Below are 20818 nucleotides of genomic sequence, written 5' to 3'. Positions count from 1 at the left end.
ATGAATTATAATACTAATTCACCACGCCATAAATCATCAAAAGTTTCACGCTCTCTAATCAATTTATGCTGATTACCATCTTCAAGCATGACTTCTGCCGGTCGAGGATGACTATTATAATTAGACGCCATACTAAAGCCATAAGCACCTGCACTACAAATAACTAACAAATCATCTTGTTCAACTGAAAGTTCACGTTGATAAGCTAATACATCACTAGATTCGCAAATTGGCCCAACAACATTATAAATCTTTTTGGTATTTGAATCTGTTGATTCTTTGACTGGTAGGACTTGCATCCACGCTTGATAAAGAGCAGGTCGAATCAGATCATTCATTCCGGCATCAACAATCGCAAAATGATTGCCATCTTGATGCTTAGTATATTCAACTTTAGTAATTAATAATCCAGCATTGGCAACGATTGATCTACCTGGTTCGAAAACAATTTCCAGTTCAGGATAATTTTTTAACTTTTCAATTAGTTCTGATACCAGTAATGTCGCTGATGGTGGCTGTTCATCATCATAACAAACACCTAACCCTCCACCTAAATCAATATGCTCAAGATGAATATTTTCTGCTACTAATTGGTCAACTAATGCCAATATACGATCAGCTGCGTCAAGGAAAGGCGACAACTCAGTTAATTGAGAGCCAATATGACAATCAATTCCGACTATTTTAATATTATTTAATGATGCTGCTTTACGATAAGTATCTAACGCTAATTGATAACTTATACCAAATTTGTTTTCACGCAATCCTGTTGAAATATACGGATGTGTTTTTGCATCTACATCAGGATTAATCCGTAAAGAAATGCTAGCTATTTTCCCTAATTGATGAGCAATATGATTGATACGATATAATTCAGGTTCTGATTCAACATTAAAACATTTAATTCCTACTTCAAGTGCACGTCTAATTTCAACAACAGATTTTGCAACGCCTGAAAATACAATCTTTTTTGGATCGGCGCCAGCTTTTAAAGCTCTCTCTAATTCACCTTGTGAAACAATATCAAAACCGGCACCAAGTTTAGCTAATAATTTTAAAACAGATAAATTACTATTTGCTTTTGCAGCATAACAAATCAAATGCTTCTTATTTTTTAAAGAATCTTGATAAGAAAGAAATTGCTTAGTTATATGATCAGCAGAATAAACATATAAAGGAGTACCATATTGATTAGCTAAATCACAAATAGCAACGTTATCCGCCAATAAATGGCCATTTTGATAATGTAAAAAATCCATCATATTATTCCTTTAAGCTAATTTATTTGTATCATTAGATTCAATAATTGCATTTGACTGATCTGCTGGATAATAAAGAGGACCTCTTAAACCACAGCCTAATAATGTGAAAATAACTAAAAAAAGAGAAAAGAGTTTTAGAGCGGATTTCATAAAATATTCGCAATTTAATCAGATTTATAATGCAGACTATATTACACGATAGCCATATTCGTGCAAAGATCAAATCATTAAGTTTTCTAAGCAAGATACAAAAAAATTTGAATAATTTTATGCTATTGATAATCAAAAGTTATATAAAAATTTAATATAAATTACAACGCTTACATCATAGTATCGCTGAAATTTAGTTCAAATAATCATAATTATTTCGTTATTAAAAGCAGTAAGTCTAAAAATAAAATTATAATAGCAACTAATAAATCTAAAGCTACCATAATTGGAATAACTATATATTTTCAAATGATTTATAAAGTCATCAATGCTCCATTTCTAAAGTTCATCAAACATGGAACATTGATAATTTATGATTAGATAAAAATCAACTAAACAGAACAAATTCGGCATTTTCGGCTATGGTTTTGAGCCGTTTTTGAGCTGTTATAATGTTTTCTCTCCATTTATGATCTTTTGCCCACATTTCAATAACAAGCGGAGCAGTATAATTTATCTGTTTTAGTATTTTAAATATAGCAAGAAAATCAACCTCTCCTTCGCCAATAGTTAAATCTCTAAACTGACCAGAATAATTAGCTTTAACCTTATAAGTATCTTTAAGATGTATTTGAACAATGTGCTCTCGACTTAACATAAGCTCTGTGCAGACATCATAATTCCAACCAGAAATGTTCCCTACATCTGGGTAAGCCATAAAATAAGGAGAATTGACTTCTTTTTTTAGAATTTCAAACTTACAGAGTGAATTGAGATAACTAGTATCCATGATTTCAACGGCAAGCATTATCCCCATTTTTTCAGCCTGTTTCGCTGACCACTGCATTCCCGCAATAAATCGCTGGTGAGTCTGTAAATTGGCTGGTTCATAATAAACATCATATCCAGCTAATTGAATTACCCTTATTCCTAGTTTATAGGCGAGCATCAGTGCTTTATTCATAATAACTTTGGCTTGCTGACGTACGCTTTTATCGGCAGATCCAAATGGAAATTTACGATGAGCACTTAAACACATAGAATGCAATGGTAGTCCATATTGTTCACATAATCGCTTTAATTGATAAATTTCATCATCTGACCAATCAAGTCTTGCTCTTCGCTGTTCTGATTCATCAATTGATATCTCGATAAAATTAAATCCTAATGTTTTCGCTTCGTGCAGTTTTTCTTGCCAAGTAAGTTCATTAGGTAATGCCTTTTCATAAATACCAATATAATTAGATTGATTGGTCGGATTGATTGCATATTTTGCCATAATAAAACCTAATAATATTTATTTGAACATCAAATATGCAGTCATTTTACTGACTGCATCGCATCTATTACCAATATTTAGCAATTTGCTCTCTTAAAGCTTGAGCAGTTTGCTTACCATTTTCACTAGCAAGAGCTCGACCAGCAATAAAGGCTTTGGTTTTAATTCCTGCAAATAGGTGAATATCTTCAGGAATAATTCCGCCCGTTATGGAAAGTTCAAGACCTAAATCTGACAATTGTCGCATTTTAACCAAATCATCCTTTCCCCAGCCAATACCAGCTAATTCAGCATCACGAGAACGGTGATAAATAGCCTGTTTAATACCTAATTTTCGCCACGCTTTGGCATCATCAAAAGTCCAATGTCCATATAGTTCAATTTGAATTTCACCTTTGAAATCATCTGCCACTTTTTTACATGCTTCAATAGTGGCAATATGTGCTGCTGCTGATACAGTTAACCAATTAGCACCTGCATTAAAAGCCATTTTTGCTAAAATAGCTCCGCCATCAGTGGTTTTCAAATCACACACTAAGATATGATTAGGATACAGTTGTCTTAAACATCTAACACTTTCCATTCCACCACCAAAAGCAAGAATAGTTCCTACTTCTATGATATCTACAAATCCTGATACGTTTTTAGCAACATCAAGAGCTGATTTTAAGTCTGTTTGATCTAAAGCAATTTGTAATTTTGGTAAAGTCATTTTATTTCCTTAATTTATTTTATTTTGGCCATAATATGCATTAGCACCGTGTTTACGGAAATAGTGCTTATCGGATAATGTTTGTTGAATTTTAACTGTTGGGTTAAGTTGTCGAGTTGAAATGGCCATCATTGCTACTTCTTCAAGAACTACCGCGTTATGGACAGCATTTGAAGCATTTTTACCCCAACAAAAAGGCGCATGGCCTGAAACAATCACACCAGGCATAGCACTAGGATCAATAGCTTTACGTTTAAATTCTTCAATAATGACTAAACCGGTATTTTTTTCATAATCTGTAGCAATTTCACTATCAGTTAGTCGGCGTGTACAAGGCACATCACCATAAAAATAATCAGCATGTGTAGTGCCTAGTGCAGGTATATCCAATTCAGCTTGTGCCCAAACGGTTGCATATCGCGAATGAGTATGGACAATCCCACCAATATTTGGGAAGGCTTTATAAAGTTCAATATGTGTAGCTGTATCACTAGAAGGATTTAAATTACCCTCTATTATTTCCCCCGTTAATGACACAATGACAATATCATCAATAGCCATATCACTATACTCAACGCCAGAGGGTTTAATAGCCATCACCCCATTTTTACGATCAATTTCTGAAACATTGCCCCAGGTAAAAGTGACAAGATTGTATTTGGGTAATAATAAGTTAGCTTGTAAAACTCGTTCTTTTAAAGCTAGAAACATATTTAACCTCCATTTAATGCCTGATCGATGACAGCATAAACATCGTCTTTCGTGTTACAGCGTCTTAATTTATCTAAATCAATACCTGTTTCACTATTTTTATCCTCTACGATTTTTATCACTTCCATCAAACCTTCCATATGCTGATCGGATGTACTACCAGCAAGCGTGACAAGAACATCAACAGGTGCTACTTCACCATCAAAATGTATTGGATTTTTCAAGGTAACTAACGCAAAAGCAGTGCGATTTACACCATCTTCAGGTCTGGCATGAGGCATGGCGAGATTTGGAGCAATAATAATGTAAGGCCCCATGGAGTTAACACAATGAATGATTGCATCGTGGTAAGATGGCTCAATTGCATTAGAAGCAACCAGCATATCAGTGCCTAACTTCACCGCCTGTTGCCAATTATTAGCGTCTGCTTTTAGTAAAATAGAGTTATTTTCAATTAATGATTCTTTGAAAGCCATGTTAGCCTCCTTTTTAGTATATTTTGTCTATTTAGCATTAACTTTATTGATAATCTCGATGAGTTCATCGCCAAATGTCTGTGGATTTAACATATTTTGTACACCTAATGCATGTTGTCCTTCATTAACTTCAATTTCATGAATTAAATGCTTTGAAGCAACAATAATGTCAACGTTAGGCAATCGTGATTTGTAATCCGTAACTGCACATGAATCCATAATATTTGGAATACCTTTTTTATCTAGATAGTTAGCTATTTTCATTTTCATCATCATTGACGAGCCTTGACCACTACCACAGACAGCAAGAATACGTATCGGTTGACCTTCACTGATTGCTACTTCATCCATTTTTTCAACAACAGCTTCATTAATATCTTGGCTAACATCGTTGTCTTCTAGTCTATTTTTTTGTAATGCTTCTTCTGCTCGTAATCTTTTTGCAGCAAAAAACATATACACCAGTGCTAGTCCGATTAGTAAATAAATGAATAAATGAGAGAAAGATAAGCCTTGTAAAATTGGAGGAAATAAAATTGCCCAATCAGCCATTCCCATCCATGAATCAATTGGTGTGCCATGTTGAGCAAAAATATTAATTACCCACGCCGAACCCAATACTTCTATCATTCCCATCACAAAACAGATTTTCATTACTGCTTTCCATCCACCAAAATGGTTAGCGAATACCCCTATTGTTGCATTTGAAAAAAACATCGGGATAAATCCAGGAATAATCATGATTGGTGATTTAAAAATCAATAATAGTGCAATAGCTAAAAATTGACCTAATGCTCCCCATATAAAACCGAATACCATGGCGTTAGGAGAAAATGCATAAATAGCAGCACAATCGATAGCAAGAACCGCATTTGGTATTAATTTTTCAGAAATGCCTTTAAATGCTTCGGATAACTCTGCTACAAACATTCTTACACCACCAACAATAACCTGAATTGCGACAGCAAATTTAAGTCCTGTTTCAAAAATATAAATAGTCCAATGGGTTGATCCAGCCATTGTTTGTAAGTTATCTAAGCCAAATGAAAGTAAAATAATTCCGAAAAATATCGTCATAACTATTGTAGTTGCAGCAATACTATCGTGAAAAATATGTAACCATTTAGGTAGTTTTAAATTATCAACAGAATCATTTTTGTCCCCTAATTTTGGCGCTAACTTAACTGCTATCCATGAACCAAACTGTTGTTGATGGCCTATTGAAAAACCTGCTCCTCCAGTGACTGCTTCGGTAGGTTTAAACATCATATTCGAGAATATTGCCCAATATAATGCAGTGATAATTGATGAATAGATAATGGTTTCCCACATGTTATAGCCAAATAAGAAATAAAACAGTGTAATTAAACCAACTTGTTGAAACATAATATGGCCAGTTAACATAATCGTTCTAATACCAGTTAAACGACGAAAAATAACGAGTAGGATATTAATAGCTAATGCCAGTAAAACAGCATAGCCAACCCATGAATAGTGTTCACCCATGCCATTTTCCACCGCAACCATAGAAGCATATGTATCAATGATTGATCCTGTAATACCATGATATTCTGAAAGTTTGGCAATAACAGGTTTAAAAGTTGAAACTAAAACACCTGAACCAACTTGTAATAACATAAAACCAACAATGGTTTTAATCGTACCTTTTAAAATCGTCGTGATATCTTTACGTAAAAGGCAATAACCTAACATGGTGACCAACCCTAATAATAAAGGTGCCTTTGTCATAACCTGACTATAAAAAATATAAAATATGTTATAAATTACTTCCATATGTCCCTCTCATTGGTTATCGACATTTCTAACGTTAACGTTATTGTTTAGGTATCTATAACCTTCAAATGTCTTTTATATAATTACCTATCGCAAAACTCATAGATGGAACTTCAACCTATTTAATATTATTCAGTTCGCTGAATAACACTTGTTATATTCCACAATCATAAATAATCACTCAATGATTATTTATGATTATTTTGATATTGATCACTTTTCTAAACTTATTGACTTAGCAATTGTGACACTCATCACATTATCTTCAAAAAACAGAAGCAAAACCTAAAAATATAACTATTATTATCAATATATTGAACTTATGATTATTGATATTAATATTTAAATAATTGACAAAATACAAAATGATAACCAACATCATTTTTAATCAAATTTGATCATATTAAATTAATAAGAGGGAACAATGAACGAAATATCACGCCACAACGAAATAGTGGCAATGGTTAATGAAAAAGGGATGGTAAGAGTTACTGAATTGGTTTCTTATTTTGCAATATCACCAGCGACAGCCCGTCGAGATATTACAAAACTCGATCAGGACGGAAAAGTAAAAAAAGTTCGTAATGGCATTATGCGAATAGAAGTACAAAAACCAATTTGGGCACCGATAGGAAATAATAATACCGATCATTATCATGAAAAAGCACGTATTGCCATAAGAGCGGCAAAATTGTGTGGAAGTGATGAAAATATAGTTATTAATTGTGGGTCGACTGCATTTTTATTAGGTCGTGAATTATGTGGTAAAAATGTTTCGATCATTACCAACTATTTTCCTTTAGCTTGTTACTTGATTGAACATGATCACGAAAACGTCATCATTATGGGAGGGTTATATAACAAAACACAAAACATTATTCTAAATCCTATAGCAAATATAACTGATTCTTATGCAGGAAAATGGATGTTTACAAGTGGTAAAACATTAACACCCAATGGGCTGTATAAGAATGAAATACTAGGAGCGGTGGCTGAACAACAAATACTTGAAAAAATTGAAAAATTAGTAGTCGTTGTTGATAGTTCTAAAATAAATACTAAAGCTAATTCTGGTATGCTTTTTTGCCCAGTAACTAAAATTGATATTTTAATTACTGGTAAACAAGCAAATAAGGAAGTAATCGAAAAGATAAAGGAACAAGGTACTGAAGTGATTTTAGTTTAAAAACACAAATATAGAAGGAATAAAGTATGAGTAAAGTGAACGAAATTACCAGAGAATCATGGATTTTAAATACATTTCCTGAATGGGGAACATGGCTTAATGAAGAAATAGAAACGACCGAGGTTAAACCAAATACATTTACCATGTGGTGGCTTGCTTGTACTGGAATTTGGTTAAAATCTGCCGGTAATACAAATATTTCTGTCGATTTTTGGTGTGGTACAGGTAAAAAGACTCACGCGAATCCATTCATGAATAAACAACATCAAATGATGCGAATGGGAGGAGTAAGAGAATTACAACCTAATTTAAGGACTAGCCCATTTGTTCTCGATCCTTTTGCAATAAAAGAGATTGATGCAGTTATGGCAACCCATGACCATGCCGATCATATTGATGTTAATGTTGCAGCGGCAGTCATTCAAAATTGTTCACCGAAAGTAAAATTCATCGGCCCTAAAGCCTGTGTTGACCTATGGAAAAGCTGGGGAGTTCCAGAGGATCGTTGTATTGTTGCTAAGGTAGGAGAAACCATTGAAGTTGGTGATATCACAATTCGCGTATTAGACTCTTTTGATAGAACGTCATTAGTAACCTTACCTAAAGGTGTATCATCCACTGACAAATCAATATTAGATAGTATGGATGATCGCGCTGTAAATTACCTATTCGAGACTTCTGGTGGTTCACTTTATCATTCTGGGGATTCACACTATTCTAATTATTATGCGAAACATGGTAATGATCACAAAATTGATGTTGCACTGCTATCTTATGGAGAAAACCCTAGAGGGGTGACGGATAAAATGACATCTTCTGACATTTTACGAGCAGCAGAATCATTAAAAACGGAAATCGTGATACCTTTCCATCATGATATTTGGGCTAATTTCCAAAGTGACCCTCGTGAAATAGAAGTACTTTGGCGAATGAAAAAAGATCGTCTTGAATATCAATTTACACCATTCTTTTGGCAAGTTGGTGGAAAGTATACATATCCAACTGATAAGCATAAAATGAACTATCAACATTATCGCGGATTCAGAGATATTTTTACAGATGAACCAGAGCTGCCATACCGTTCATTTTTATAATTAAAAAGCTAATTAATGTGGACTAGAACAACTTTCTAAGTCCACTGTTTTATTGTTCTTTTCTGTGTGGTTATATCCTAGTAAGAAAAGAGATTTCAACATAAAAATAATCATTAACAGTGAAAATGATAAGAAATTTATCAGTAAGAACGAGATTAAGCATTGATATATTTTTGCCGTTCCGGAAGCCAACAATCAACAAGTTGTTTAGCGCACTCCGGAGACTCGCTTAAGATAAGATATGATGCTTTTTGCACATCGCTAATTAAATGCTGATCACGGATTAAATCAACGATTTTAAAATTTGCTTCCCCCATTTGCCTAGTCCCTAAAATTTCACCACTACCTCTAATTTCAAGATCTTTTTGGGCAATCACAAAACCATCATTGCTTTCACGCATTACTTTCATGCGAGCCTGAGCAATTCTACTTAATGGAGCTTGATACATTAACACACAATGTGAAATTGCACTGCCTCGTCCTACTCTACCTCGTAATTGATGTAGTTGAGCAAGTCCTAAACGTTCAGCATTTTCAATGATCATTAAGCTCGCATTGGGCACATCGACCCCAACTTCAATAACCGTTGTCGCAACTAAAAGTTGAGCCTCTCCCGCTTTAAAAGCCTGCATAACAGATTGCTTTTCATCAGATTTCATTTTGCCATGGACAAGTGCTATATTTAAATGTGGTAACCTTTCTTTCAATTCCTCAACTAATATTTCAGCGGCTTGAGCATCCAGAGTTTCTGATTCTTCTACTAAAGTACAAACCCAATAAACCTGACGATGACTTAAACAAGCTTGATTAACCTTGTCGATAATTTCTTCTCGACGGGAATTAGGAATAACAACAGTGGTAACTGGGGTTCGTCCTGGAGGTAATTCATCAATTATTGAAACATCCAAATCTGCATAAACTGTCATTGCCAACGTTCTTGGTATTGGTGTTGCAGTCATGATTAATTGATGTGGATGTATGGCATTTTTAATACCCTTTTCCCACAAACTTAACCGTTGATTCACGCCAAATCGATGTTGTTCATCAATAATAACCAGCCCCAAATTGGAAAATTCAACTTTATCAACAAACACCGCATGGGTACCAACTAACATCGTTATTTCACCTTGCTTTAAAGCCTCATATCGCTGCTGTTTATTTTTAGCTGTTAATCGACCAGATAGCCAATCTACAGTAATACCTAATGGTTCAAACCATTGTTTAAAATTATTAAAATGTTGCTCTGCCAATATTTCGGTTGGCGCCATTAAAACAACTTGATGACCATTCTCTATCGCATTTAAGGCTGCCATAGCTGCCACTAAAGTTTTACCTGAGCCTACATCTCCTTGCACTAGTCGCATCATTGGAATATGCTTTGTCATATCTTGATAGATATCTTGTACAACTCTTTGTTGAGCGTGAGTTGGATTAAATGGTAATGAAGCTAGAAAAGGCAGAATTAAACGCTGATTACTGTGCATTGAATAAGCATGTTGCTTTTGATTATCTCTTTTAATCATTAACATGCTTAAATGATAGGCAAGTAACTCTTCAAATACAAAACGTTTTATAGCTGGGTGTTCACCGACTAATAACTGGTCAATATCAGTCGTAATAGAAGGATTATGAATGATATTCAATGCATCCAAAATAGGTAAATAATTTTGACTTAATGAATCAGGTAATATTTCATTTGGTAAATTGTTTTTCAGTAAAATTAATGCCGATTTTATCATTTTACGGATTACATTTTGTGTCAATCCATATGTAGAAGGATAAATAGGTGTAAATCGCTCTTCATTTAAATCGCTTAGCGATGCTTGTTCATCTTTATTCGCGTTGATCTTAAATTGCGGATGAATAATTTCTAAATTGGTTTTACCGCTTTTTATTTCACCATATGCACTTATCCATTTTCCTACCATCATCGACGCTTTCATACCTGCATTAAAATGCATAAAACGTAAAATAGCGATTCCAGAATCATCTTGAATATAACATAACAGCATTTGGCGACGCTTAAAAATAATCTCTGTTTTAATTATACGACCTTCAATAGTGGTATATTCGCCAACTTTAGCATCACCGATAGCGCAAGAAGAACTTCGATCTTCATAACGGAGAGGAAAATGTAATAGTAGATCTTGAATGGTTTTAATGCCTAGCGCATGGAATTTACTCTCTAAACTAGCACCAATACCCGCTAATTTGATTAGTGGTATATGGTTTAGTAAACGATCAGACATGATAATTAATTAATATTACGCATCACACTCACTACATCTTGTTGTAGTGATAACTTTCTAATTAAATCATTTAATTGTTGTGTGTTTTTAACTTCAAGCTGCAAAATAATTGTATAAATTTGCCTATCTTTTTCTTCTGTATTTAGCCATTGAATATGAGCTTTTTCGTCATTAATAATTGAAAGAATATGACCTAAAGTACCTTGGCTATTAATAATATCAATCCAAATCTCAGCAATAAATTGTTGTTTGATATTTGGTGCCCACTTAAGTGCAATATATTTTTCTGGATTATTCTGATAACCACTGATATTGCGACACGATTCATGATGAACGGTTAAACCTTTTTCAGGGCTAACATGGCCAACAATCGGATCATTGGGAATAGGATGACAACATTTCGAAAAGGTCACTAAAACCCCTTCACTACCGGTAATAACTAAGGTTTTATTGGTATCAGATTGATTAGATAAAAGCGCTTTATGTTCTAAACCTTTAACAATAAAATGGGACATGATGTTACCAAGACCAATTTCGGCTAATACATCATCAAAGCATGTTAACTTGGTCAACTCAACAATACGATCTTTCTGTTTGAGTGTTAATGATTCAATACCGCCAGATTTAATTAACGCTAAATTAAGTAGACGACGCCCTAACTCAATTGCATCTTCTCTTTTTAACGTTTTTAGTGCTTGGCGAATACGAGATCGTGCTTTAGCACTAACGACAAAATTTAGCCAGCTTGCATTAGGACGACTTTCTGGCGAAGTTATAATTTCGACAGTTTGGCCATTACTTAAAGGTTGAGAAAGCGGATAAGGTTTACGATCAACTAATGCACCAATACATTGGAAACCAATATCAGAATGCACAGCATAAGCTAAATCAACCGCTGTTGAGCCTTCAGGTAATTGGACGATACGACCTTTTGGCGTAAAGACATAAATCTCTTTTGGGAAAAGGTCAGACTTAACATTTTCAATAAATTCAAATGAATTACCGACACTTTGCTGGAGTTCTAGCAAACTTTGCATCCAACGTTGGGCCTTAATCTGAGTGGTAGTATTATTTAACTCATCATTCTCATTATAAATCCAATGCGCAGCAACACCCATTTCCGCCATTTGCTCCATATCTTCAGTTCGTATTTGAACCTCTACCGGAGTACCATGCGGACCAATTAAAGATGAATGCAATGATTGGTAACCATTAGCTTTAGGAATAGCAATATAATCTTTAAAACGATTAAGGCGTGGTTTATATAAATTATGCACTAAACCAAGCGCACGATAACAAGCATCAACATCTTCCACTACAATTCGGAAAATATAAATATCCATAATTGAATGAAAATGTTGTTCACGCAGTTGCATCTTCTGATAAATCGCATAGATATTCTTTTCAAGCGCTTCTACTTGAGCATCAATACCTGCATCTGCAAGGCGACCTCGTATTTCAGAGAGAATTTGCTGAATCAGTTCTTTTCTGGTTCCTCGAGCAATTTCAACCACTTTTTTAAGAACCTTAGCTCGATTAGGATGCATAGCAGTAAAACCAAGTATTTCAAGCTCAGTTTTAATATGATGGATGCCTAAACGATGAGCTAATGGCGCATAAATCTCTAAAGTTTCTTTAGCAATACGGCGGCGTTTATCTGGTCTTAATGCGCCAAGAGTACGCATATTATGCGTTCTATCAGCTAATTTAATTAAAATTACGCGCACGTCTTCGGTCATGGCTAAAACCATTTTCCGAAAATTTTCAGCTTGTGCTTCTTGCCGGTTTCTAAATTTTAACTTATCAAGTTTTGAAACCCCTTCCACTAAAACTGCAACATGCTTACCAAATTTTTGCGTAATGTCTTGGAAGGTGACCGGGGTATCTTCGATAGTATCATGCAAAAGTGCAGCGATGATGGTTTCATAATCTAGCCGCATATCAGCTAAAATGGTTGCAACAGCAACCGGATGGGTTACATATGGTTCACCGCTACATCGGAATTGCCCTTCATGTGCTTGCTTAGCAAAGAGATATGCAGCTTGGATCAATTCAACTTGCTTGACAGGAAGATAAGATGCAACTACCTCTTTTAAGCTTTCAAAATATTGCATGGGCAATTCTCAGCAATGTTTATTCGTATGAAGGAGTATTTTCTAAAAGTACCGTTTCATGAAGAGCTGTACGCACTTCTGATTCTTCATCTTGACGAGCTTGGAATTCAGCAGTATCAAGAATTTGTTTATTGACAAGCCCATCTTCAATTTCGCGTAAAGCAACCACAGTTTCTTTATCGTTTTCTTCTGGAATTAATGGCGATTTATTTTCGACTTGTAATTGACGAGCACGTCTTGCTGCAACTAAAACGAGATCAAAGCGATTACCAATTTTTTCTACTGCATCTTGGACAGTTACACGAGCCATTTTTACCTCTAATATTTTAACTTATATGCTTCAATTGAAAGATCCGCTATTCTACTTAATTTTGTAGCGAATTGTCCATAACTAATATTACTATGTTATGTAAAATCCATTATTTTAGATGAATTGAAATAATAAATATCTATTCCATTACCTCTAACCAAACATTAGCACCTATTATAGGCATATTTAAAAGGTAACGTCGTAAGCCATCCAATGCAATTGCTGCTAAGACTTGTTGCTGTGTTCTTTTGCTTTGACTTCGTCCGGTATACTTTAAATTAAAGTGTAATACTTGTTTTAATGTTGCAATAATTAAAGTAAATTGGCTATTCTTTTCTTGAAAATTAATAATACCGATCGCTATATTAGCACCTTGTGCTTTTAATAATCCTGTGAAATAACTGCTCGGTTCATCCAATAATAAAGGTACAATCTCTGATTTGACGACAGGAGCATCAGCTTCGAACAATTGATAACTAATCATCCCTGCTGATTGTTGTTCAATAATAACAATAGATTGATTAGTATCGTGTAATAATTTTGATACCACATGAGCTAATCCTGTCTCACCTGATTCACTTAATACACCTTCATAAAGCAAATTAGCATTAACAACCGATTTAATTTGTTGCCACAGCTTATCCATTTCACTTTTTTGGTTTTCTGGACCCGTTAATTTTAATTCAATAATAGGCATTGCGGCACGATAACCAATCGTGATATTTTCCGGTATATCCAATGTGGAGTCAATTTCTTGTGCTAAATCGCTTTCAGTTCGGCCCATTGTTGTTAATCGATAACAAAGTTTGCTTTCTGCCAGTGGATAATTCAACTTGATCTCAGGAAGAATCTCATTTTTAATCATTTGTTTAAATTCAGAAGGCACACCGGGAGTAAAGAATAATAGACAATTATTCAGCTTGATTTTAAAACCGCATGCGGTACCAATAGGATTATCAATTAACGTCGCACTTTGAGGTAGCATGGCTTGTTTAATATTACTATCAGGCATCACTCTACCACGATTAAGAAAATAACGCTCAAGTGACTTAATCCATTCTTCCTGTAAAACTAGTGATTCATTATTAGCCAGTGCTGCTGCTTGAGCACTAAGATCATCACTGGTTGGCCCTAATCCACCATTGATAATTAAAATATCATTTTGCAAACTACGCTCTTGCAAAGTCTCAATCAACGTTGATAAATTATCCCCTACTGTATGGCGAGAGGTAATGATAATTCCTTCTTGAAACAGAAAATTAGATAACCATGCAGCATTAGTATCAACAATTTGACCATATAGAACTTCATCACCAGTACTAATCATTTCAATTTTAATACAATCTTTGATGTTAGTCATAATTATCCTTAGTTAATTAAAAATGATTATTCAACATTTAGTTAATAACTTCTTCATCCACTTTACTGTCCATATGCTCCTTACTTTGCATTAATCGCACAGCAAAATAGAGGTCATAGGCAAATTCAATATAGTCACTATCTAATTTAAGATTCATCTGTTTAAACCAATTTTTTAATGTTTTGCGTCGACCAGCCAAAATCAGCACGACATTTCTAACTTTTAATGAGTTTACCAATTCATCAATACCCGTCAACACACTAACATCTTTATAAGTAAAACAAGGTATCGCATCAACAATAACATAATTGATAGGTTCAGCAGAATCATCAATATAATTGATAATTCTACGCTTAAAGTAGGCAATATTAAAATAAGTAAGCGGTGAATTAAATCGATAAATCATAGTATTACTCAATGGTTTGACATCAGAACCAATTGAATGAATTCGACCACTATCATCAACACCTAATAACTGATCATTCGGTCTAAAAACACGACGCAAAAATAAAAATAACCCTAATAAAACCGCTAGCGCCATTCCAGGAATGATACCAATAACTAAAACCGAAATAAGTGTAGTTAAACTTAAGTAGAATGCATCGCGATCAAATTTAAAAAATCGAATAATGGTTTGAAAATTAATAAGTGATAGTGAAGAATAGATTAGAATCACGCCTAATACACAGGTAGGAATATATTGTAATGGTGATAAAAAGAACAACACCACAAAGCCAATTAGAATAGCGGCAATAATTGACACTAACTGAGTTTTACCACCATTGGCATCATTAACAGCCGTTCGGGAAGAGGTACCACTAACGACAAATCCTTGGGATAACCCGGCAACTATGTTGGCCATACCCAATGCTTTAAATTCGACATCGGCATTGGTCTCATAATTATTTTTAGAAGCAAAACTGCGTACCGTTATCATCATACTAACAAAACAGATAACAGCAATATTGAGGGATGGAACGACTAAATTCCGCATTAACCCTTTATCAAATTCTAACCATGATTCTGCAGGGATGAAATCACTGGTCACACTTCCAATAATCCGAACATTATATTGTTCAAAATTAAACAGCCATGAAAGAAAAGTCATAATAATGACCACAAATAGCGGTGCCGGATAACGCGGTTTGAATTTTTTTAACACTACCAATATTACTAAAGTAAAAAATGACACAAACGCAGTTAGCACATGGATTTGTGATATCTTCAAAGGGAAATAAGCAATGCGCTCAATTAAATAAGAGTAGTCATACTTAAATCCCAATGTTTTGGCTAACTGGTCAACCATAATCGTTATTGAAATACCATTTAAAAGACCAATTAGAATCGGTTGACTTAATAAATCAGCTAAAGCACCTAAGTGAAGTCTACCGGCGATCAGACACCAAATACCAATCATAATGGTTAATAAGACAACTAATTGCCATCGTAAAACTGGGTCATTAGCAGCTAAAGGAAACACTACAGCAGCTACAACTGCGCAAGTTGCTGTATCGGGCCCAACAATTAGTTGCTTAGAAGAACCAAATAGTGCATACACAATCAATGGTAAGATCGTCGAATATAAGCCTGCAATTGCTCCTACGCCAGTAAGTTCAGCATATGCTATTGAAACCGGTAACGATACTGCTGCTACTGACAATCCAGCTTTAATATCAAAACTGAGATATTCTCGCTTATAATGCAATAAACTCATCAGCCCAGGCATCCAAAAAATGATTTTTTGGAATAATGCATTATTTGTAAACTTTCCCATGTTTAATTACTTTCCTGCTATGCTCATTTTCTCAATCAATATTGAACCACATTGTATATTACTTCTTGTTTCAATATCATTACCTATCGCTACAATATTTTGATACATTTCTTTAAGATTACCGGCAACGGTAATTTCATTAATTGGATATTGGATTTTACCATTTTCAACCCAAAAACCCGTAGCTCCACGCGAATAATCACCGGTCACATTGTTAACACCTTGTCCCATTAATGACGTAATAACAACGCCTTTATCTAGTTTTTTTAACATTGCAGTGAAATCAGCATCAGTTTGGCTTGGTGAGACTAACCAATTATGTATACCGCCTGCATGTCCGGTAGATTTTAAACCTAATTTTTTGGCGGAATAATTACTTAACAGATAACTTTGCAAAATACCTTGTTCAATAATATTGCGCTTAACAGTTCTCGTCCCTTCACTATCAAATGGTGAAGAACCTACCCCTCTTAAAATATATGGGTCTTCTAAAATTGTTAGCCAAGCAGGCAAAATTGCTTTTCCTACACTATCTAACAAAAAAGAAGACTTTCGGTAAATCGAACCACCACTAATTGCAGCAACTAAATGCCTTATTAAACCCACTGCTACTTCAGAACAAAAAAGGACAGGTACTTGCATGGTTGGAATTTGTTGAGCACCTAAATGGGCAACAGCTTTCTCAGCAGCTTGTTTTCCAACAAAAACTGGTGATTGCAATTTATTAATATCCCGAGAAGAAGTATAGGCATAATTACGCTCCATTTGCCCATTTTGCTCAGCAATCACCGAGCAAGAAAGTGAATGCGAACTGGCACAGTAGCCTTGTAACATACCTAAACTATTACCATAGACATAAACACCATAACGGCTACTAAAATAACCACCATCACAACTTATTAATGAAGACTCTGCAAGTGCAGTTAGTTCGGTCTGTTTTGCTTGTTCTATTGCATTATCAACATTTAAATCACTTGGATGAAAAAGATCTAAATCAGGAGCATCAAATGCCATTAATTCACGATCGCCTAAACCAGAACAAGGGTCTGGCGAAGTATATTGCATAATATTGATTGCCATATCCACTGTTTGGCTGATCGCTTGTGGTGACAAGTCGCTGGTAGATGCGCTACCTTTACGTTGATTTTGATAGACAGTAATACCTAATGCACCATCGCTATTAAATTCAACATTTTCAGTATCACCTTCTCTAGTACTAACATTAATACCTGTAGATTGATTAATCGACACTTCTACTGAATCAACCCGAGCTTGTGCTTGTTTGATAGCATCGGCAACAATAGAGGATAGATGTTGTTGTTGGCTTATCGCATCTTTTTTAATTTGTTCAATACTCATTTTATTATTTTCTACAATTCTGCTAGTGATACGTTATAATATGCCAGAATTTAATTTTAGTTAACAAAAGAAATAGCATGAATAACAATCAAGAGCCAAATCTAGAACCTGACTTCAATATAAATCAAGAAGATGATGAAATTATTTACGTTAGTAAAAGTGAAATCAAAAGAGATGCCGAGGTGCTTAAAAAACTAGGTGTCGAACTTGTCAATTTAAGCAAAAATGAAATAAGTAAAATCCCACTTGATGAAGATTTATTATATGCTATTGAATTAGCTCAAAAAATAAAAAAAGAAGGCTATCGTAGACAAATTCAATACATAGGTAAATTACTTAGAAATCGTGATATTGAACCGATTACACAGGCATTGGATAAACTTAAAAATCGCCATAATCAGCAAGTTGCCATGTTTCACCGATTAGAGAAACTACGCGATGAATTGATTGAAACTGGCGATGCTGAATCAATTATGGAGTTATTTCCTACCGCAGATAGACAGCAATTACGCACACTTGCACGTTCAGCTAAAAAAGAACTAACTGCCAATAAGCCGCCAAAAACAGCCAGACAAATTTTTCAATATTTAAAAGAATTGAGCGAAACAGAGTAAATTTTTATAATGTTCGTTTTATATTTATGATTAAACACTATTAACTAATAAAAAGATAGAGGATACAAAAATGGGACTATTAAATGTACCAGCCGGTAAAGAATTACCTGATGACATCTATGTCGTGATTGAAATCCCAGCGAATGCTGACCCAATTAAATATGAAGTCGATAAAGATACAGGTGCAGTATTTGTTGATAGATTTATGGCAACTGCAATGTTTTATCCATGTAATTACGGTTACATTAATCACACTTTATCACTTGATGGAGATCCGGTTGACGTATTAGTCCCAACTCCATATCCATTACAACCAGGTTCTGTAATTCGTTGTCGTCCAGTCGGTGTTTTGAAAATGACTGATGAGGCAGGTTCTGATGCTAAATTAGTTGCGGTACCGCATACTAAACTATCAAAAGAATATGACCATATTAAAGATGTAGACGATTTACCTGAATTATTAAAATCACAAATTAAACACTTTTTTGAGCAATACAAAGCACTTGAAAAAGGCAAATGGGTAAAAGTTGATGGTTGGGATAATGCTGAAGCTGCTCGTAAAGAAATAATTGAATCTTTTGAAAGAGCCAAACAGAAGTAATCCTATCTAAATTATTCAAAAAAGTAATCATTTCTACTGAGTCATAAGAAAAATTTTTTATGATTCAGTTTTTAAACTTTTTTTTACTTTCGAAATAACTTCAATGACTTAGAACCATAACAATTTGTCATATATCAAATTACACTATTTAATATAAAAATTTTATATAAAACCGTACACTAAGATGAAAAAATTGTCATTAACATCTTGCTTTCGATTTTAAATTGTGAGGTAATAGTAACGGGCTAACAACGGGAAGCATTTTTATGGAAACGATTAACTTTTTAATTTAGTTCTAAACTAGTTATATTAGTTTATGAGTTGACGTATTAATGTTTAGTTAATGCCTAAACAGCCGATAAGGCAAATTATTAATTATTGTTAGGATGTCTAGTAAATGAATAAAAAAACAGGCCAAGTAAAATGGTTCAACGAAAGTAAAGGTTTCGGTTTTATCACTCCAGCTGATGGCAGCAAAGATGTATTTGTACACTTTTCTGCAATTTCTGGCGATGGCTTTAAAACCTTAGCTGAAGGGCAACAAGTCGAATTTGCTATCCAAGATAGCCCACGTGGACCAGCAGCGGCTGAAGTAGTTGTTATCTAATTAAAGTTTAATTAAATAATAAAAGCAAAACGCCTATTTCTCGAAATAGGCGTTTTTTATTGGGAAGAGTATATACCCTCTTACTAGAAATAAAAAAAGCGACACCAGGTCGCTTTTTTGCAATTACAACTGCTTCTGATTATTTAGCAACAACTGCAATTAAGTCTAATACTTTGTTTGAGTAACCAACTTCGTTATCATACCAAGAAACTAATTTAACAAAATTGTCACTTAGTTGGATACCAGCTTTAGCATCAAATACAGAAGTACAAACTTCACCTAAGAAATCTGTAGACACAACGTCATCTTCAGTATAACCAAGAACACCTTTCATTGGGCCTTCTGCTGCTGCTTTGATAGCTTTGCAGATGTCTTCGTATTTAGCTGGTTTTTCTAAACGTGCAGTTAAATCAACAACAGAAACATCTGGAGTTGGAACACGGAAAGCCATACCAGTTAATTTACCATTTAATTCAGGAATAACTTTACCTACAGCTTTAGCTGCACCAGTTGATGATGGGATGATGTTTTGAGCAGCACCACGACCACCACGCCAATCTTTGTGAGATGGACCATCAACAGTTTTTTGAGTTGCTGTAGTTGCGTGAACAGTAGTCATTAACGCTTCAACGATACCGAAGTTATCATTAACTACTTTAGCTAAAGGCGCTAAACAGTTAGTAGTACAAGAAGCATTAGAAACGATATCTTGACCAGCATATTCTTTATCATTAACACCCATAACAAACATTGGAGTATTGTCTTTAGATGGGCCAGTTAAAACAACTTTTTTTGCACCAGCTTGAATGTGTTTACGAGCAGTTTCATCAGTTAAGAATAAACCAGTTGCTTCAGCTACAACATCAACACCTACTTCATTCCATTTTAAGTTCGCAGGATCTCTTTCAGCAGTAACGCGGATTGTTTTACCGTTAACGATTAATTTACCATCTTTAACTTCAACAGTACCGTCAAAACGACCGTGAGTTGAATCATATTTAAGCATATAAGCCATATAATCAACGTCTAATAAATCATTGATAGCAACGATTTCAATGTCAGAGCGTTTTTGTGCAGCACGGAAAACAATACGACCGATACGGCCAAAACCATTAATACCTACTTTGATTGTCATAACAATTACCTTCTTTTTGTTTTAAATGATA

At 34.5% G+C, this 20818-nt stretch carries 19 protein-coding genes; 5 read left to right on the top strand and 14 right to left on the bottom strand.

Annotated elements, in window-relative coordinates:
• Positions 1-5: 5 nt before the first annotated feature.
• The 7 genes from lysA to B6D18_RS05245 form a co-directional block, all read right to left on the bottom strand.
• Complete coding sequence (gene lysA, locus B6D18_RS05270) at positions 6-1259, bottom strand: diaminopimelate decarboxylase (protein WP_086363490.1); 1254 nt, start codon at positions 1257-1259, stop codon at positions 6-8.
• 12 nt (positions 1260-1271) lie between these two features.
• Entirely contained in the window at positions 1272-1412 is a 141-nt protein-coding gene (locus B6D18_RS12480; protein ID WP_144063955.1) for a lipoprotein, read from the bottom strand.
• Between the two features lie 388 nt (positions 1413-1800).
• Entirely contained in the window at positions 1801-2691 is an 891-nt protein-coding gene (locus B6D18_RS05265; protein ID WP_086363489.1) for an L-ribulose-5-phosphate 3-epimerase, read from the bottom strand.
• A 67-nt stretch (positions 2692-2758) separates the two neighbouring features.
• Complete coding sequence (locus B6D18_RS05260) at positions 2759-3403, bottom strand: 3-keto-L-gulonate-6-phosphate decarboxylase UlaD (RefSeq protein ID WP_086363488.1); 645 nt, start codon at positions 3401-3403, stop codon at positions 2759-2761.
• A gap of 9 nt (positions 3404-3412) precedes the next feature.
• Positions 3413-4114 carry an L-ribulose-5-phosphate 4-epimerase gene (locus B6D18_RS05255; protein WP_086363487.1) on the bottom strand — a complete coding sequence of 234 codons (702 nt, stop codon included), beginning with the start codon at positions 4112-4114 and terminating at the stop codon, positions 3413-3415.
• A gap of 2 nt (positions 4115-4116) precedes the next feature.
• Positions 4117-4590, bottom strand: a complete 474-nt coding sequence (locus tag B6D18_RS05250; protein WP_086363486.1) for a PTS sugar transporter subunit IIA — start codon at positions 4588-4590, stop codon at positions 4117-4119.
• A gap of 27 nt (positions 4591-4617) precedes the next feature.
• Positions 4618-6339 carry a PTS ascorbate-specific subunit IIBC gene (locus B6D18_RS05245; protein WP_254048621.1) on the bottom strand — a complete coding sequence of 574 codons (1722 nt, stop codon included), beginning with the start codon at positions 6337-6339 and terminating at the stop codon, positions 4618-4620.
• A 469-nt stretch (positions 6340-6808) separates the two neighbouring features.
• On the opposite strand from B6D18_RS05245, the gene ulaR reads away from it, so the two are divergent.
• Both ulaR and ulaG read left to right on the top strand, forming a co-directional pair.
• A complete protein-coding gene (ulaR, locus tag B6D18_RS05240) occupies positions 6809-7570 on the top strand; it encodes an HTH-type transcriptional regulator UlaR (protein WP_086363484.1) in 762 nt (253 codons plus the stop codon).
• Between the two features lie 26 nt (positions 7571-7596).
• A complete protein-coding gene (gene ulaG / locus B6D18_RS05235) occupies positions 7597-8664 on the top strand; it encodes an L-ascorbate 6-phosphate lactonase (protein ID WP_086363483.1) in 1068 nt (355 codons plus the stop codon).
• Positions 8665-8819: 155 nt separating this feature from the next.
• On the opposite strand, the gene recG is transcribed toward ulaG, so the two are convergent.
• The 6 genes from recG to pmbA form a co-directional block, all read right to left on the bottom strand.
• On the bottom strand, positions 8820-10913 hold the full coding sequence (gene recG / locus B6D18_RS05230) for an ATP-dependent DNA helicase RecG (RefSeq protein WP_086363482.1): 2094 nt from the start codon (positions 10911-10913) through the stop codon (positions 8820-8822).
• 5 nt (positions 10914-10918) lie between these two features.
• Positions 10919-13027 (bottom strand): bifunctional GTP diphosphokinase/guanosine-3',5'-bis pyrophosphate 3'-pyrophosphohydrolase, encoded by a 2109-nt coding sequence (gene spoT / locus B6D18_RS05225; protein ID WP_086363481.1) that lies wholly within the window; start codon positions 13025-13027, stop codon positions 10919-10921.
• 19 nt (positions 13028-13046) lie between these two features.
• Positions 13047-13337, bottom strand: a complete 291-nt coding sequence (gene rpoZ, locus B6D18_RS05220) for a DNA-directed RNA polymerase subunit omega (protein WP_034903119.1) — start codon at positions 13335-13337, stop codon at positions 13047-13049.
• 139 nt (positions 13338-13476) lie between these two features.
• Positions 13477-14697, bottom strand: a complete 1221-nt coding sequence (locus B6D18_RS05215) for a CinA family nicotinamide mononucleotide deamidase-related protein (RefSeq protein WP_086363480.1) — start codon at positions 14695-14697, stop codon at positions 13477-13479.
• Positions 14698-14734: 37 nt separating this feature from the next.
• Positions 14735-16471, bottom strand: coding sequence for a SulP family inorganic anion transporter (locus B6D18_RS05210; RefSeq protein ID WP_086363479.1), 1737 nt, complete (start codon positions 16469-16471; stop codon positions 14735-14737).
• A 6-nt stretch (positions 16472-16477) separates the two neighbouring features.
• A complete protein-coding gene (pmbA, locus tag B6D18_RS05205; RefSeq protein ID WP_086363478.1) occupies positions 16478-17830 on the bottom strand; it encodes a metalloprotease PmbA in 1353 nt (450 codons plus the stop codon).
• Positions 17831-17907: 77 nt separating this feature from the next.
• Here pmbA and yjgA point away from each other — a divergent pair, with 77 nt between their 5' ends.
• The 3 genes from yjgA (at position 17908) to B6D18_RS05190 (ending at position 19652) form a co-directional block, all read left to right on the top strand.
• Positions 17908-18444, top strand: coding sequence for a ribosome biogenesis factor YjgA (gene yjgA, locus B6D18_RS05200; protein WP_034903110.1), 537 nt, complete (start codon positions 17908-17910; stop codon positions 18442-18444).
• Positions 18445-18514: 70 nt separating this feature from the next.
• The gene (ppa, locus tag B6D18_RS05195; protein WP_065578025.1) at positions 18515-19045 is read left to right on the top strand and encodes an inorganic diphosphatase; all 531 of its coding nucleotides are present in this window, start codon (positions 18515-18517) and stop codon (positions 19043-19045) included.
• A 397-nt stretch (positions 19046-19442) separates the two neighbouring features.
• Positions 19443-19652 (top strand): cold shock domain-containing protein, encoded by a 210-nt coding sequence (locus B6D18_RS05190; protein WP_025315032.1) that lies wholly within the window; start codon positions 19443-19445, stop codon positions 19650-19652.
• A 139-nt stretch (positions 19653-19791) separates the two neighbouring features.
• On the opposite strand, the gene gapA is transcribed toward B6D18_RS05190, so the two are convergent.
• Positions 19792-20787: a glyceraldehyde-3-phosphate dehydrogenase gene (gene gapA / locus B6D18_RS05185; protein ID WP_086363477.1), complete on the bottom strand. Its 996-nt coding sequence runs from the start codon at positions 20785-20787 to the stop codon at positions 19792-19794.
• Between the last annotated feature and the right edge of the window lie 31 nt (positions 20788-20818).

Origin of the sequence: Gilliamella sp. A7 (assembly GCF_002142015.1) — a bacterium.
Lineage (GTDB): Bacteria > Pseudomonadota > Gammaproteobacteria > Enterobacterales > Orbaceae > Gilliamella > Gilliamella apis_A.
Note: the sequence above shows the minus strand (reverse complement) of the source record. Positions and strands in the feature narration are given on the sequence as shown.

Excerpts from the sequence above, each read along its gene's own strand:
- B6D18_RS05190 (WP_025315032.1), top strand. The coding sequence starts at position 19,443 with ATGAATAAAAAAACAGGCCAAGTAAAATGGTTCAACGAAAGTAAAGGT.
- B6D18_RS05260 (WP_086363488.1), bottom strand. The coding sequence starts at position 3,403 with ATGACTTTACCAAAATTACAAATTGCTTTAGATCAAACAGACTTAAAA.
- spoT (WP_086363481.1), bottom strand. The coding sequence starts at position 13,027 with ATGCAATATTTTGAAAGCTTAAAAGAGGTAGTTGCATCTTATCTTCCT.
- pmbA (WP_086363478.1), bottom strand. The coding sequence starts at position 17,830 with ATGAGTATTGAACAAATTAAAAAAGATGCGATAAGCCAACAACAACAT.
- B6D18_RS05250 (WP_086363486.1), bottom strand. The coding sequence starts at position 4,590 with ATGGCTTTCAAAGAATCATTAATTGAAAATAACTCTATTTTACTAAAA.
- ulaR (WP_086363484.1), top strand. The coding sequence starts at position 6,809 with ATGAACGAAATATCACGCCACAACGAAATAGTGGCAATGGTTAATGAA.
- B6D18_RS05210 (WP_086363479.1), bottom strand. The coding sequence starts at position 16,471 with ATGGGAAAGTTTACAAATAATGCATTATTCCAAAAAATCATTTTTTGG.
- gapA (WP_086363477.1), bottom strand. The coding sequence starts at position 20,787 with ATGACAATCAAAGTAGGTATTAATGGTTTTGGCCGTATCGGTCGTATT.
- ulaG (WP_086363483.1), top strand. The coding sequence starts at position 7,597 with ATGAGTAAAGTGAACGAAATTACCAGAGAATCATGGATTTTAAATACA.
- yjgA (WP_034903110.1), top strand. The coding sequence starts at position 17,908 with ATGAATAACAATCAAGAGCCAAATCTAGAACCTGACTTCAATATAAAT.
- B6D18_RS12480 (WP_144063955.1), bottom strand. The coding sequence starts at position 1,412 with ATGAAATCCGCTCTAAAACTCTTTTCTCTTTTTTTAGTTATTTTCACA.
- recG (WP_086363482.1), bottom strand. The coding sequence starts at position 10,913 with ATGTCTGATCGTTTACTAAACCATATACCACTAATCAAATTAGCGGGT.
- rpoZ (WP_034903119.1), bottom strand. The coding sequence starts at position 13,337 with ATGGCTCGTGTAACTGTCCAAGATGCAGTAGAAAAAATTGGTAATCGC.
- B6D18_RS05265 (WP_086363489.1), bottom strand. The coding sequence starts at position 2,691 with ATGGCAAAATATGCAATCAATCCGACCAATCAATCTAATTATATTGGT.
- B6D18_RS05245 (WP_254048621.1), bottom strand. The coding sequence starts at position 6,339 with ATGACAAAGGCACCTTTATTATTAGGGTTGGTCACCATGTTAGGTTAT.
- ppa (WP_065578025.1), top strand. The coding sequence starts at position 18,515 with ATGGGACTATTAAATGTACCAGCCGGTAAAGAATTACCTGATGACATC.
- lysA (WP_086363490.1), bottom strand. The coding sequence starts at position 1,259 with ATGGATTTTTTACATTATCAAAATGGCCATTTATTGGCGGATAACGTT.
- B6D18_RS05255 (WP_086363487.1), bottom strand. The coding sequence starts at position 4,114 with ATGTTTCTAGCTTTAAAAGAACGAGTTTTACAAGCTAACTTATTATTA.
- B6D18_RS05215 (WP_086363480.1), bottom strand. The coding sequence starts at position 14,697 with ATGACTAACATCAAAGATTGTATTAAAATTGAAATGATTAGTACTGGT.